This window comes from Pseudoalteromonas sp. NC201, from assembly GCF_002850255.1.
Lineage (GTDB): Bacteria > Pseudomonadota > Gammaproteobacteria > Enterobacterales > Alteromonadaceae > Pseudoalteromonas.
In genome coordinates, this window is record NZ_CP022523.1 from 731,714 (window position 1) to 744,714 (window position 13,001).

Genomic DNA, 13,001 nt, shown 5'->3' on the forward strand with positions numbered 1-13,001 from the left:
TAGATTTATACTTATGAACAGCGCTGGCTGTAACTTCCAGAACCTTGAGTGTAACCACTCCCATCATTTCTCTGGTCGTAACTTCCTCCATTTTGTCCATAGCCAGGATTTGAGCCACCACACTGGGCGTAGTTTCCACCTGAAATGGAAGGTAATACTTCAGGCTCTAGTAGCTTAGTCACTAGTGGGCTTTCTGTTACCTTTCCCTCGTGTTGTTGTAGTTGGTTGAATAAATTACTTTTTTCTATCATGAGCTTTCCTTGTAAAAGATTGTTATTAATATCTCGAATTACAGAAGTCTATGTCTGGAGGCATTACTTCGTAATTCACTCGTAGTGACGTTGTCATATCAATCAGCTCTTATTGGCCTTAAAAGTTAATAATGTTTACTTTTGTACCTTAATGCTGAACTTTTAATTTATCAGTACGTAAGTTAAATGAAACTATCTAAGTAGGTAGTTTTGAGGCGACCAACTTTTGCCAAATGGTTATAGCTGCTGAGGAGTTGCGAGTGATGCTGTTGCGCCGAAAATTGTTTGATGTATACCGCTTCAGATAACAGCTGCTATCAATATGAAAGTAAATGAAGGATTGTTTTTATTGAGGTGAAAGCATTTGAATGTTAATGTTGAGTTTAAAGGTAATTTTTATGTGATCAAGGAGGTGGGTGTGTCTTGCTGTTTTTCTAAATTATCAAGCCGAGAGCGTGATGTATTACTACTTTTATTATCAGGGAAGTCCTATAAAGACATTGCATTTGAGCTGCATGTTTCATCAAATACCGTGAAGTTTCATTGTGGAAACATTTACGACAAGCTGGGTGTTGCCAATAGAAAAGTGCTGTCGGCTAGGTACTTTAGACATGATGTATTGGAGCAGAATGAGGCTGTAAATGATAAACTACAATACAATGACGCCAAAGAGCCTATCATTTAGCTTGCTATTGTTTATTAAAGCTCAAAGGGAAGCAGAGACAAGCTTAAATTTAACAAAGACTTGTCACTACTTGGCAAACCATTCCTGTAAGCTTTTAGTCGCAGTGGCTGTTTTATCACAACGATCAACATACCTTATTACCTTCGTAAATTTAGCAACCGTCTTATGGTTTGCTTTTAGACGCGCTTTACCTGCTACTGGCCTTTATTGATATGCTTATTTATCCAATCTTGGTAATAAGATACACGCGTTAATACTGCGGTTGAACCGTATTTTCCTAAAGTATAATTTTCCAAATCGCCTTCAATTTCTCTCCATGCAGCTAATCCAACCAATACCGGAGTTGAGCCTTGATAAATGATTGCTGCGCCGCCGCTATCTCCTGAGCCTATAGTGCCTTCTAACGGTAGCGCATCGGCTCCTTGTTCGAAGGTAAATCTGAGCCAGTGTGCTTTTGCTTCTGTGATCACGTTGTTGTAAACATGCATTTGATAGTCGTCTTGAGTGAAAGCCCAATCTGAGAAAAATTTGGTGACTTGGTACCATGCATAGGTAGTTAAGCTTGGTCCCTCAGAGTCGTGCTCTTCACCCGTTATTCCCGTTCCGATAGCGCCGCGACCAAACCCGGTTATTTCCATGCCTAACTCTTCATTTCCCTCATATATAGCGATGGGTTGAATGTGTGTCACAGGCTTACTTAAGCGAATTAACGCAATGTCTTTGGCGTTATTTAGCTGCTCCATAAGCGGTGCCGGGTCGCCTTCACTCCAGTCACCTTCTACCTTTTTGTAATCCGGGTGAATAATGATTTGTGCGATTTGATTTTCAACGCCATGTACCATGATAGGTTTGTCTTGGTAGTCATACATAAACGTATAAATGACGTGGGCTGGTGCCAATAACCAATGCTTATCGATTAACACCGAACCGCCTTGGAATGGCATATCAACATAAAACTGCGGGATGCTATTAACCTTATACAAGTCAGGGTCAACATCATGTCTTTTGACAACCGCATGGTTCTGAAAAGAGGCAAACATGAGCAAAAAAATGGCAAGGTATTTCATCATTATTCCTTATTTATTATATTGTTATTATTTCCAAAGTGGCCAATAAATCATCATACTGAAACTTTCTTTTCAATGCATCAATAAATGTACCTATTTTCATACGACGATCCCTCTCAAAAATATCTGCACGCTCACCAGATTAAAATAAATAAAAACAAATGGTTATTTTCATGCTATGACGCCAAAAATAGTGCAAATTAGTTGGGAAACATGATTGATAAGAAATGTGACTGGTGCAATCAAGTTTGTGAGGTAACAGCATTAAGGTAAAGTTAATTTATGTGCTGTAGGGCCTGTTGACCTTTGCTGTTTGACTTTTGTTCTCCTGAGTGTGTTTTGGTTGCGACGCTCGACTTGCCGCCTAGTAATCTAGGCAAAAGTTGAGCAACAATGAGCAAAGCGCACTCAAGTGAACCCAAAGGGCAGCGCTTGATTGGCATTTCTACTGTGTTATCACCTGACTCACATAGAATAACTATGCGACGCAGGCTCTGCCTTGTATAAATACCAATCAAACTGCTGCAAAAACAAACTTGAAAGATAAACAGGCCCTAGGCTATTTGCCGTTTATGCAATCAAAAGCGAGTTGCTTGCAAGGAGATGTCTGAAAGCTAAACTGCTTTGCGGCAATCACATAAAATAAATTGAAAGGAACAACGCATGATAAGGATGATATTTGCAACTTTTCTATTGCTTTGGGGCATGCAGGTTAGCGCTCAAGAGCTTACCTTATCGAAGGTCGTCAAGTTAAAGGTTGACTCACCTATCGCTATTTCGCATGTGTCTGAAACGTTAGTGTTAGCGTTTAAAGACAGTAAATTACTTCACGAAACTTTAGATCCGCAAAAGTTTGTACCTGCTGTTGATTTATCTGGGCATGAACATCAATTTATACGGAGTTTATTTGAGGTCGATTCAAGAATGAAATTGCCTGCTTGGCTCAAGATACTTTCAGAAGAGGTCGCAAGCACCTATCAAATACAGAATGTCAAACAAAAATCTATTCAAGAAATTACGATATTTAGTAGTTACAACAAAGAGGAAACACACGGGATAGCGTTTGTTCTTGAAGCGCAAGTAATTCATAAAATAGAGGTTTTTGGACAACAATTACAGTTTCAAAATGTGATAAATAACATAGCGACAAGGTTTTAGGAACTTAATAATCAAAGTGCTGTGCCGTAGAGCCAATCACTGCTGCTCAGCACATTAAGTTACTGGCTTTTCGATGCGCTAAAACTATCTAAGGCTTTGCTGTTGATCCAGTTGATCCAGTTGATCCAGTTGATCCAGTTGATCCAGTTGATCCAGTTAATCCAGTTAAGCCAATCAAGCTTCAAACCCAACCACACTCTTGACCTCAAGTTCACTTGAAGTAGTACAGTCACCACTTATTAGCATGGCGCAATGGTAGGAGTGGTAACGCATGTTAGAAGATACGGTAAATACAGAGGATAAAATTGCTCTGGGGGCCGGACAAAAGCGGGTGTTGTTCAGCTTGGCTGTGGTACTCATTTTGCCTACGCTTGGCATGAGTAGTATCAATGTCTTGTTGCCAACACTTGCTGAGGAGTTTGGCGTGGGGCAGGCATTGGTGAATTGGGTCGTTGTGGCATATTTGCTTTCGCTTACCGCGTTTATTCTTGGTGCTGGCGCTGTTGGAGATAGTGTTGGCCGAAAAAGGGCACTTCGCATTGGGATCAGCGTCTTTTGTGTGGGCTCCATTGTCGCTGGGCTGAGCGTAAATCTTTGGATGTTGATTGCTGCTAGGCTGTTCCAAGGCATTGGCGCTGCGCTGTTATTATCTCAAATATTTGCACTGGCAAGCGTTGCGATGCCAAAGCGTAAAGTTGGACTTGCAATGGGGTTACTCGGTACTACCGCTGCGATTGGCACGGCACTGGGGCCATTGCTAAGTGGCGCAATGCTAGAGTGGTTATCATGGCAGTTCACTTTTTGGTTGATGATATTGCTTGGTGGTGCAGCTTACTTTTTAATAGCAAGATTTCTGCCTGATGATGTCGCAAGTCCACCTGAGCTACAGCGTTTTGATGTTATTGGAAGTGTGTGGCTGTCAGTGTCATGCCTATTTTATGTGTTGGCTATGCCATCGAGTAGTTCGTTTAGCCTTGTCTTGCATAGCGTATTTTTCTTCTTTTCTGTGGCTTTTATCTACTGTTTTGTACAAAGCCAAAAGCATGCTCAATTTCCACTTGTGAGTTTGGCTTTTCTGAAACACAAGCTACGCAACACCTCGTTAATCGTGAGCTTTATAGTTGACGCCATCGCGATGTCGACATTAGTTGTCGGGCCTTTTTATCTCACTTATGCGTTAGGGCTGAGCCCGGTCACGGTTGGTCTTATTGTGTCTATTGGACCTTGTATTGCTGCTGTCGCTGGTTATCCGTCAGGCGAGGTGGTTGATCATTTTGGCATCGCGTTTGCCATGTTTTTGGGCTTGCTGATGATCCTCATCGGGACAATTAGTTTTGCAATCCTACCTTCATTATTTGGACTTTATGGCTATGTTGTCGCGTTATTTGTGTTAACTCCCGGAAGGCAGTTGTTTCTAGCGGCTCACCATACCTTTGTGATGACGACAGTAGCCGAAAAAGAAAAGGGCATGGGATCAGGGCTCATTAATTTATGTAAAAACTTAGGGTTAATGACCGGAGCCTCATTACTTGGTGGTGTATTTAGCCTGTTGTTGCAGGTCAAGAGTGCGACCTTGGCAAGCTCTGCACAGCTGAATATGGCATTTTCAATGACCTTTTTACTCGCCGCACTGTTTATTTTGGTCTCGCTCGTTGCCGTATTTGTGATTAGCCGAAAGCAAGCGTTTTAAAACAGGAATGCGTATTTCGAAAAATTTTTTCCGCCTTTTTTCAAACTTAAGGTTTTCTTAATTTTCGCTTTTTAAAGTTTTTACATCAGAACAGGAAAGGTGTGAAAACGATGGGTGAAGCACTACAAGCAACAAACTCACAAAGTCGCCTTAGATGGGCAAACAAGACTTGCGGTGCGCGCGCTGAATTGGAGCACGCTATCCACAGTGGTTTTGCCCATGCTTTTGGCGCTGACATTCATGAGTATTATCCCCTTTTAAGCCATTTAAACTACCGCCAAAGCGATTGCTTTTTAGGTCTTAGATTTGCAGCCAAAGACGCATTATTTGTGGAGCAGTATCTTAATCGTGCGGTAGAGCAGTGCCTCTCAACGGTTTCAGATCGTAATCATATCGCAGAACTTGGCAATTTGTTCTCAACAGGCCGAATGGCAACGTTAAGCCACTTTATTGTACTGGCTCAAGCACTGCTTGAGAGTGATATCCGCTATTTGGTGTTTACGGCAACCAAACAAGTGCGTGCATTGATGAAGTTATGCCAAGTCGAGGTTAACAAGATTTCTTTGGCACACGGCACTATCGCCTCAGCCAAAGATTATGGCAGCTATTACCAATGTGCTCCCATGGTTTGTTCGGTCGATTTACATCAAGCCCTGCAGGTGATCACAAACACTGAAATGTATCAACACTTACTACAAGGACTCGAGGTCGAAATCGCGAGCTTAAAAGAGGCATTTTTATATGTGTGATTTCTTAAAAAAACTGCCACATCAAGACAGTGATGTGCTTTTACAACAAGGGCAAACTCGTCTCACTTTTGCTGAGGTAAAGTCTTACACGCAAGCATTGGCTGAGCGCTTTATTGTGATGAGTGGCGAGAGTGTTGCGGTCTCTCTAGACAACTCTATCGCTTGGTTATTGGTAGATTTTGCACTATTACAAGCGAATAAAGTGTCTATTCCAGTACCTCATTTCTTTACCACAGCGCAAGTTGAACACACCCTTGAGCAGTCAAAAGCAAACTGGTTGATCAGCGATACCAAGCTTGAAAATAGCGCTGAATATTCGGTGTTAGATGTCTATGGTCAAGCAATCTATGTATATCAAACTAGGTGTGAAAGCACGGGAGCCTATTTTCCTAAAACGCAAAAGATCACTTATACCTCAGGTTCAACAGGCGCACCAAAAGGCGTATGTCTGTCGGTTGAAAACCAGCTTGTCGTGGCGAGTAGTTTATGCGAAACCATCGCACTTAATCGGCCTAAGCACTTATGTTTATTGCCGCTACCGGTGTTGCTAGAAAACATCGCGGGTGTGTATGCGCCGCTACTCAGTGGTGGCATGGTTGAGGTAACCGAACTTGCGTCGCTAGGCTTTTCGGGCAGCCAGTTGCTATATCCACAAAAGTTGCTGCAAAAGATAAGTGAAGTACAACCAAATAGCTTAATTTTAGTGCCTGAGCTGCTGCGTTGCCTGATAAGCGCTGCACAGCAAGGGTGGCAACCCCCCGCAAGTTTACGCTTTATTGCGGTCGGTGGCGCTAAAGTTGACACTGAACTGCTACAGCAAGCTAAACGGCTGGGCTTACCTGTGTTTCAAGGGTATGGGCTTTCCGAGTCGGGGTCTGTTGTTGCATTGAATACTGGTGAGCAAGATGGCAGCGTTGGTAAGTTACTGCCTCATATTCAGGCACGTATTGTGGCAGATGAGTTAGAGATCAAAGGTAATAACTTTTTAGGTTACTTAGGCGGCGAAGCGATAGCCCAAGATGCGTGGTTAAAAACTGGCGACAGAGTGTCCAAGCGTGAGCAGCATTTTGTCATCGAAGGTCGGCTAAAAAATCTTCTGATCAATAGCTTTGGACGCAATATTTCTCCCGAGTGGCCGGAGTCCGTTTTGCTTGCTTATGTACCTTTACTGCAATGCGTGGTGGTGGGTGATGGCAAGCCATTTTTAACGGCGCTTATTTACACCCCGACACAACTAACAGCTGCTGTGATTGATAACGCCATTGAGCTTGCCAACCAGCAACTCCCTGATTACGCCCAAATAAAATGTTATGTGCGCGTAGAGGAAGCCTTTTCGGTAGGTAACGGCATGCTTACCGCGAACGGGAGACCTAAACGCGACGTGATTTTAGCTAATTTCGCGCAGCAAATTTCAGCGCTTTACTCCCAGAATCAATACGAAGCGGCAGAGCAAGTAGCTTCGGTTTAAAAGGAAAACGACAATGAGTAACTTTTACCAAACCCTACAATCCGAAACGGAACAAGCGCGCCAATATCTACTAAGCGCACCCATTATTCATGATGTTTTTCATGGTCAGATCACCAAAGGTCAATACGTTTCATTTTTACAGCAGGCGTTTCATCACGTAAAGCACACAGTACCACTCCTTATGGCGTGTGGCGCAAGACTAGATGACAGTAAAGAATGGTTGCGAGAAGCGATAGGGCATTACATCGAAGAAGAAATGGGACACCAAGAGTGGATCCTTAATGATATTGCCGCCTGTGGTGTGGATAAAGAAGTAATACGTCATAGCATGCCAAGCTTCGCAACTGAAATGATGGTGTCTTATGCGTACGACAGTATCGCTCGTAAACATCCATTGAGCTTTTTTGGCATGGTTAATGTGCTTGAGGGCACTTCCATCGCACTTGCCGATGATGCAGCTCGTCAAATTGCGAAGAAACTTGGTCTGCCTCGTAGCGCATTTTCCTATTTAACATCTCATGGCGCGTTAGATGTTGAGCATATTGACTTTTTTGCAGGGCTGATGAACAAGATCAGCTGTGAAAAAGAGCAAGCGATCATTATTCACAGCGCTAAACAGTTTTATCGCTTGTACGGCGACATATTCCGCAATATTGAAGCGGTGCCTGCAGGTGTTGAATTTGCGGAGGTAGGTTGATGAAAGCAACAAAACTTGCCGTTATCACCGGGGGATCTCGGGGGATCGGTCGGGCCATTAGTAAACAGTTGGCCATGCATAATTGGCGTTGTTTGCTGATTGGTCGAGACAGCGAAAAATTAAAGCAGGTGATAGCGGGGTTATCCGGAGAACACGATTATCTTGCTTTGGATATCACCGCTGAGGACGCTGCGACACAAATCGCGAGAAAAGCGGCGACTATGGGTGGGGTTGACTTACTCGTCAACAACGCGGGCATTAACACCATGGCTGGGTTTGCTGAAATTTTACCAACTGACTTAAAAAAGCAGATGGAGACGAATTTATTGGCGCCCATGCTAGTTAGTCAAGCCTGTTTACCACAACTGATCTCAAGTCATGGCACCATAGTTAACCTAGGTTCAGCGTTTGGCTCTATCGGCTTTCCATATCAAAGCAGTTATTGCGCAAGCAAGTTCGGTTTGCGTGGTTTTACAGAGGCACTGACGCGGGAGCTCGATAACCAAGTAGCGGTTAAATATCTCGCGCCACGCGCAACCACAACTGAAATGAATGACGACCGCGCGACAGCTGTAAACCATGCACTCGGCAATCAGATGGACTCGCCAGAGGTCGTCGCACAAGCCTTTATGAAATTGCTCCATAGCAACACCAAACGTGCTGCCATTGGTTTTCCTGAACGATTTTTTGCGAGACTCAATGGCTTGCTACCAGAGCTTGTTGATAACGCATTAATCAAAAAAGTGAAAACCATCCAAACCATTTTTTCCACTAAGGAGTCATTACGATGAACGCACTAAAAACCTTGTTAGCTTCAGCAACATTACTGGTATTCAGTCAAGGTGCTTGGGCAGCATTTGACGATGATCTTAGCCAAGTCCAAACTAAATGGGCAACGGTAAATTATGAAACCGAAGGCGATGCCCAAGAAAAAGCATTTGAAGAGCTGGTTAAGCAGTGCGTGGCATTTGTTGAACAATATCCAGATCGCGCTGAAGCTTACATCTGGCGTGGTATTGTGCAGTCGAGCTTTGCAGGAGCGAAAGGTGGCTTGGGGGCGCTTGGTCTTGCCAAAGATGCAAAAGCCTCATTCGAAAAAGCCATTGAACTTGATAAAAACGCACTGTCTGGTTCTGCATTAACGAGTTTAGGCACGCTCTATGCTCAGGTCCCAGGCTGGCCAATTGGGTTTGGCAGCGATAAAAAGGCGAAAAAGCTGTTCCAAGAATCATTAGCGATCAATCCGGCAGGAATTGATGTAAACTATTTCTATGCACAGTTTTTATATGACGAACGTGATTATAGTGCCGCACTTGCGCACTTAAAAAAAGCGCAGAATGCGCCAAGCCGTCCGGGTAGAGAAAAAGCCGATGAATACCGTCAAGAAGAAGTGGCACAGCTACTGGCTAAAGTCGAAAAAAAGCTAAAAAGAAGGAATAAATGAGGCTATTACTTGTAGAGGACGATGAGCTACTGGCACAGGGGCTCATCGCATCACTCAAAAAAGAAGGGTATGCCATTGAGCATGCGTCGACGCAAAGACAAGCAATCAGTTTTGTTGAATCTGGTGAATTTGAGCTGGTGGTGCTTGACCTAGGTCTACCCGACGGAGATGGTTTGGCGGTACTCAAGGCGCTGAAAAAAACCAAATCGCAAACCGCTGTGCTCATTCTAACAGCGAGAAATAGTCTTGATGATAAAATTGCAGGGCTGGATTTAGGGGCTGATGACTATTTGGCTAAGCCGTTTGAGCCTAAAGAACTGTTTGCGCGTTTACGGGTGATTGGTCGACGCTTCACCAAACAAGTGAGCAGCACGTTGAGCTGCAACGATGTCGTGTTAGATCTCGCCAGTCACGAGGTGCTTGTCAGTGGTAGCGCTCAAGAATTACCTCGTAAAGAATATATGTTACTCAAAGCGTTGATGGAAAACAGCGGCCGTGTGCTGTCTAAAACTCAATTAGAATCTAAGCTCTATGATTGGGGAGAAGCTTTAGGCTCTAATGCTATTGAGGTACATATTCATCACCTCCGCAAGAAAATGCCCGATGGATTTATCAAAACGCTGCGTGGCATTGGCTATGTGGTTGGCAAGGGGGCTTAGTGGGCACGAAAAGCTCGCTTGGAGGTGCTTCAATAACGAGAAAGTTGACCCTAATTTTAGTGTCAGCTTTGGTGCTGACTGCATCCATGGCGCTGCTACGGGGCTATCACTCCAGCATGGCGATGGCACAAGCACAATTAGACAGCCATTTAGAGTCCATCGCAACACTCGTTAATGCTCAAGTTACTGCGACTACCTTGCCCAGTGGTGCGGGTAACAACGCATTTTACTTTTTAGTGCTTGAGCACAATCAAGTTGTTGCGGGTAGTGAGCTACTTGCTAAGTACAAGAACAAGCTTAAATATCATGCTGGGTTTAGCACCCAAAATGTGGGGGCGACTAGACTCAGAACTTTCAGTGAAGCGTTTGGCGAAAGGCAAGTACTGGTGGCTGAGCCGGTACAAAAGCGTTTTGCCCTTGCTGAAGGTATGATTGTCTCAGCAATGACGCCATTGGTGGTGATTATGCCGTTTCTTGCGGTGTTTATCGCATGGATTATATATACGGCGTTAAAGCCTTTACGAGATCTTTCTAACGAGCTTAGACGACGTAACCCCAAAGACTTTACACAGCTGGCAGTGCAAAGCGACAAAGCAGAGGTGGCAATCGTTATCGCGACGCTAAATGACCTCTTTCAAAAGGTTGAAGTCGCGTATCTCAAAGAGCGTTATTTTGCTTCCGATGCCGCTCATGAGTTAAAAACGCCGATCGCAAGCTTAAAAATTCATCTGCATAATTTAACGCACGATACTAAGCATCCCAGTGCCACTGCTATGTCAAAAGGGCTTGAGCAGTTAAACCATGTGGTTGAGCAAATGCTGACGTTAGCGCGTACAGAGCCAGAACTGTGGCATAAGCAATTTGCGCAGCAAGACTTAGTGGCATTAACTCAAGACTTGATTGCTAACTGTTACCCGAGAATTGAACAAAAATCACAAAATATCAGCTTAGAAGCGTCAGAAGCGACCTTAGAGGGCTGTGAGTTCACATTAACCACATTATTTTCTAATCTAATTGGTAATGCTATTAAATACACGCCAATTGAAGGTGACATAGAAGTAAAAATTCAGCAGCATGCGCAGCGGGTTGTATGGCAAATCGATGATTCGGGTTGTGGTATGTCGGATGCGGAAATAGAACGAATTTTTGACAGATTTTATCGCGTTGGTGGAGATAAACACCCTTCAGGGGAAAAAGGGGCAGGTTTAGGAATGGCGATAGTCAATCATATAATTGCAATTTATCATGCAGATATCTCTTTTGCTCGCAGTCATTTAGGTGGGCTTAGAGTTTGTGTAAATTTACCGAGGGGGCTGGATGCTAAGGACTAAGGTCTCTTCGCTGTCTTTCGCGCTTGGTTTGCCTTTGGCGACCTGTAGTTTCGCCTTGTGGGCGGAAGAAAGTTATACCATTATTCTTAAAAATCATTTGTTTACACCTGCACAAGTTGAGGTTCCGGCAAATCGTAAAGTAAAGCTCATCATCGAAAATCAAGACCCTCAGGTTGAAGAGTTTGACAGTTTTGATCTTAATCGTGAAAAAGTGCTCTTTCCAAACCGTAAAAGTGTGATTTATATCGGCCCGCTAGCACCCGGTGAATATAGTTTTTTTGGTGAATTTTCACCAAATACAGCACAAGGTATCGTTATCGTGAAGGATCCAAACAATGCTTCTTAATGCGGTGGTAGTGAGCGTGAACCAATTATTACCAGTAACTGTACTTTGGGTACTATTAGCACAATGTACCAATGCTGCTTTACCACTTAAAACGACACTCATCGCGTTGAGTGCGGGGCTAGTCGGCTGTTTTGGCATATGGTTTTTGGGTGGAGAAATAGCCTCGAGTTTTGATTATCGCGGGTTCGAGTTATTGCAAATAGGACTGCTACTCAGTTTATTTTGCTTAATGATTGCAACAAAACGCACCGGACGTACGGCACTTGCTGCCTTGGCCTTTGGATTAGCCGTGGTACTGTATTTGCACCATTTGGCAAGCTTTGCGTTCTCTTACTCAAAGCCAGCGGATGGTCAAACCCTCGCTATTGGTACCTCGCTCGGTGTGGGGATCTGTTTGAGCTTTTCTATTCTACTCTTCTTTTTCCTTGATTGGTTGAAGAGTAAGCACTTACCTTGGTTGTTGCTATTGTTATTGGCTTTACACGGTGCGAGTAAGGTGTCGATTGCATTGGACTTGGCGCTTCAAGTGGACTTAATTAGTGCCGCCAGACTTGAAATTGACTTGCGACAAATTGTGGACGAACACAGTGTTGTTGGTCGAGTGCTAAGAGTATTAGTGGGGTATGAAGCAACACCAAATGCTGCGACGCTTGCAGGGTTTGGAGGCGCGTTGATTACGTTCTTGGGATGTACATATTGGAGAACAGCGCATGCGAAATAATGTTTTACTCGCGCTGCTGGTGAGTTTCTTTGGGATTGTAGCGTTTAGTGCAAAAGCGGATGGTATGGTGGTGGACAAAGTTTATCATCCATACGTTTTACCGCTTGAACGTGAGTTGGAGTGGCGACTACTATCTCGCCAAACCGAGCAAGGGAATGTGTTGGCACAGCGTTTAGGACTTGGTTGGAGCCTCACCGAGACAATGACCATCGAAGGTTACGCAATAGGTGAGCGTGACGATGAGGGCAATTTTGACTTGGCAGCTTACGAGCTAGAGTCGCGGTGGCAATTTGTAGAGCAAGGGCGCTACTGGGCGGATATAGGCATGTTGTTCGAGCTTGAAAAACGCCATAAAGTCGATGCCTATGAAGCAACCGCAGGGTTTTTATTTGAGAAGGAATTTGGCCGCACGAGCCTTACCATGAATGCATTTTTGGTGAGGGAGTGGGGTAAGGACATTGAGGATGAGTGGGAATCTGAGTTTAGAGCGCAACTGCGCTACCGCTTGTATAGTGCTTTTCAGCCTGCAATTGAAGTCTATGTCGGAGAAGACTTTTTTGGTGTTGGTCCGGGGTTTATCGGATTGCATCGATTCGAAGGTCAAAAACAGCTGAAATGGGAAGCGGGTTTTATTTCGGAGATCAGCCAATCCGGCAAAGATCATAGCTTTAGACTCGCATTGGAATTTGAGTTTTAAGCGCCGCTTTTACTTTGTTTAAATAAAGGGGGGAGATG

15 protein-coding genes are annotated in these 13,001 nt (G+C 44.0%); 13 read left to right on the plus strand and 2 right to left on the minus strand.

The features are described 5' to 3' along the window. Positions 1 to 11 precede the first annotated feature (11 nt). Positions 12 to 251, minus strand: coding sequence for a hypothetical protein (locus PNC201_RS21065; RefSeq protein ID WP_010603836.1), 240 nt, complete (start codon positions 249 to 251; stop codon positions 12 to 14). A gap of 364 nt (positions 252 to 615) precedes the next feature. Between PNC201_RS21065 and PNC201_RS21070 the strand changes: the two genes are divergently transcribed. Beyond that, positions 616 to 936, plus strand: coding sequence for a response regulator transcription factor (locus PNC201_RS21070; protein ID WP_010603835.1), 321 nt, complete (start codon positions 616 to 618; stop codon positions 934 to 936). A 194-nt stretch (positions 937 to 1,130) separates the two neighbouring features. Here the strand turns inward: PNC201_RS21070 and PNC201_RS21075 are convergent, their stop codons facing one another. Beyond that, positions 1,131 to 2,006, minus strand: a complete 876-nt coding sequence (locus tag PNC201_RS21075) for a trypsin-like serine protease (RefSeq protein ID WP_223229984.1) — start codon at positions 2,004 to 2,006, stop codon at positions 1,131 to 1,133. Positions 2,007 to 2,666: 660 nt separating this feature from the next. On the opposite strand from PNC201_RS21075, the gene PNC201_RS21080 reads away from it, so the two are divergent. The 12 genes from PNC201_RS21080 to PNC201_RS21135 all read left to right on the plus strand — a co-directional run bounded on the left by PNC201_RS21080 (position 2,667) and on the right by PNC201_RS21135 (position 12,963). Next, on the plus strand, positions 2,667 to 3,161 hold the full coding sequence (locus PNC201_RS21080) for a hypothetical protein (RefSeq protein ID WP_102058316.1): 495 nt from the start codon (positions 2,667 to 2,669) through the stop codon (positions 3,159 to 3,161). Between the two features lie 271 nt (positions 3,162 to 3,432). Then, the gene (locus PNC201_RS21085; protein WP_102058317.1) at positions 3,433 to 4,851 is read left to right on the plus strand and encodes an MFS transporter; all 1,419 of its coding nucleotides are present in this window, start codon (positions 3,433 to 3,435) and stop codon (positions 4,849 to 4,851) included. 110 nt (positions 4,852 to 4,961) lie between these two features. Further along, on the plus strand, positions 4,962 to 5,600 hold the full coding sequence (locus PNC201_RS21090) for a thermostable hemolysin (protein WP_102058318.1): 639 nt from the start codon (positions 4,962 to 4,964) through the stop codon (positions 5,598 to 5,600). Further along, positions 5,593 to 7,068, plus strand: coding sequence for an AMP-binding protein (locus PNC201_RS21095; RefSeq protein WP_102058319.1), 1,476 nt, complete (start codon positions 5,593 to 5,595; stop codon positions 7,066 to 7,068). The genes PNC201_RS21090 and PNC201_RS21095 overlap by 8 nt, the downstream gene beginning before the upstream one ends. 13 nt (positions 7,069 to 7,081) lie before the next feature. Beyond that, a complete protein-coding gene (locus tag PNC201_RS21100) occupies positions 7,082 to 7,765 on the plus strand; it encodes a TenA family transcriptional regulator (RefSeq protein WP_102058320.1) in 684 nt (227 codons plus the stop codon). Further along, a complete protein-coding gene (locus PNC201_RS21105) occupies positions 7,765 to 8,556 on the plus strand; it encodes an SDR family oxidoreductase (RefSeq protein ID WP_102058321.1) in 792 nt (263 codons plus the stop codon). Before PNC201_RS21100 ends, PNC201_RS21105 begins: the two co-directional genes overlap by 1 nt. Next, on the plus strand, positions 8,553 to 9,209 hold the full coding sequence (locus PNC201_RS21110; RefSeq protein WP_010603827.1) for a tetratricopeptide repeat protein: 657 nt from the start codon (positions 8,553 to 8,555) through the stop codon (positions 9,207 to 9,209). Before PNC201_RS21105 ends, PNC201_RS21110 begins: the two co-directional genes overlap by 4 nt. Then, positions 9,206 to 9,868, plus strand: coding sequence for a response regulator (locus PNC201_RS21115; RefSeq protein WP_102058322.1), 663 nt, complete (start codon positions 9,206 to 9,208; stop codon positions 9,866 to 9,868). Before PNC201_RS21110 ends, PNC201_RS21115 begins: the two co-directional genes overlap by 4 nt. Beyond that, a complete protein-coding gene (locus tag PNC201_RS21120) occupies positions 9,868 to 11,199 on the plus strand; it encodes an ATP-binding protein (RefSeq protein ID WP_102058323.1) in 1,332 nt (443 codons plus the stop codon). The genes PNC201_RS21115 and PNC201_RS21120 overlap by 1 nt, the downstream gene beginning before the upstream one ends. After that, entirely contained in the window at positions 11,186 to 11,545 is a 360-nt protein-coding gene (locus PNC201_RS21125) for a cupredoxin domain-containing protein (protein WP_102058324.1), read from the plus strand. The genes PNC201_RS21120 and PNC201_RS21125 overlap by 14 nt, the downstream gene beginning before the upstream one ends. After that, positions 11,535 to 12,266 carry a hypothetical protein gene (locus PNC201_RS21130; protein WP_102058325.1) on the plus strand — a complete coding sequence of 244 codons (732 nt, stop codon included), beginning with the start codon at positions 11,535 to 11,537 and terminating at the stop codon, positions 12,264 to 12,266. Before PNC201_RS21125 ends, PNC201_RS21130 begins: the two co-directional genes overlap by 11 nt. Next, the gene (locus tag PNC201_RS21135; protein ID WP_102058326.1) at positions 12,256 to 12,963 is read left to right on the plus strand and encodes a hypothetical protein; all 708 of its coding nucleotides are present in this window, start codon (positions 12,256 to 12,258) and stop codon (positions 12,961 to 12,963) included. Before PNC201_RS21130 ends, PNC201_RS21135 begins: the two co-directional genes overlap by 11 nt. Positions 12,964 to 13,001: the final 38 nt, after the last annotated feature.

Excerpts from the sequence above, each read along its gene's own strand:
- PNC201_RS21065 (WP_010603836.1), bottom strand. The coding sequence starts at position 251 with ATGATAGAAAAAAGTAATTTATTCAACCAACTACAACAACACGAGGGA.
- PNC201_RS21075 (WP_223229984.1), bottom strand. The coding sequence starts at position 2,006 with ATGATGAAATACCTTGCCATTTTTTTGCTCATGTTTGCCTCTTTTCAG.
- PNC201_RS21080 (WP_102058316.1), top strand. The coding sequence starts at position 2,667 with ATGATAAGGATGATATTTGCAACTTTTCTATTGCTTTGGGGCATGCAG.
- PNC201_RS21085 (WP_102058317.1), top strand. The coding sequence starts at position 3,433 with ATGTTAGAAGATACGGTAAATACAGAGGATAAAATTGCTCTGGGGGCC.
- PNC201_RS21090 (WP_102058318.1), top strand. The coding sequence starts at position 4,962 with ATGGGTGAAGCACTACAAGCAACAAACTCACAAAGTCGCCTTAGATGG.
- PNC201_RS21095 (WP_102058319.1), top strand. The coding sequence starts at position 5,593 with ATGTGTGATTTCTTAAAAAAACTGCCACATCAAGACAGTGATGTGCTT.
- PNC201_RS21100 (WP_102058320.1), top strand. The coding sequence starts at position 7,082 with ATGAGTAACTTTTACCAAACCCTACAATCCGAAACGGAACAAGCGCGC.
- PNC201_RS21105 (WP_102058321.1), top strand. The coding sequence starts at position 7,765 with ATGAAAGCAACAAAACTTGCCGTTATCACCGGGGGATCTCGGGGGATC.
- PNC201_RS21110 (WP_010603827.1), top strand. The coding sequence starts at position 8,553 with ATGAACGCACTAAAAACCTTGTTAGCTTCAGCAACATTACTGGTATTC.
- PNC201_RS21115 (WP_102058322.1), top strand. The coding sequence starts at position 9,206 with ATGAGGCTATTACTTGTAGAGGACGATGAGCTACTGGCACAGGGGCTC.
- PNC201_RS21125 (WP_102058324.1), top strand. The coding sequence starts at position 11,186 with ATGCTAAGGACTAAGGTCTCTTCGCTGTCTTTCGCGCTTGGTTTGCCT.
- PNC201_RS21130 (WP_102058325.1), top strand. The coding sequence starts at position 11,535 with ATGCTTCTTAATGCGGTGGTAGTGAGCGTGAACCAATTATTACCAGTA.
- PNC201_RS21135 (WP_102058326.1), top strand. The coding sequence starts at position 12,256 with ATGCGAAATAATGTTTTACTCGCGCTGCTGGTGAGTTTCTTTGGGATT.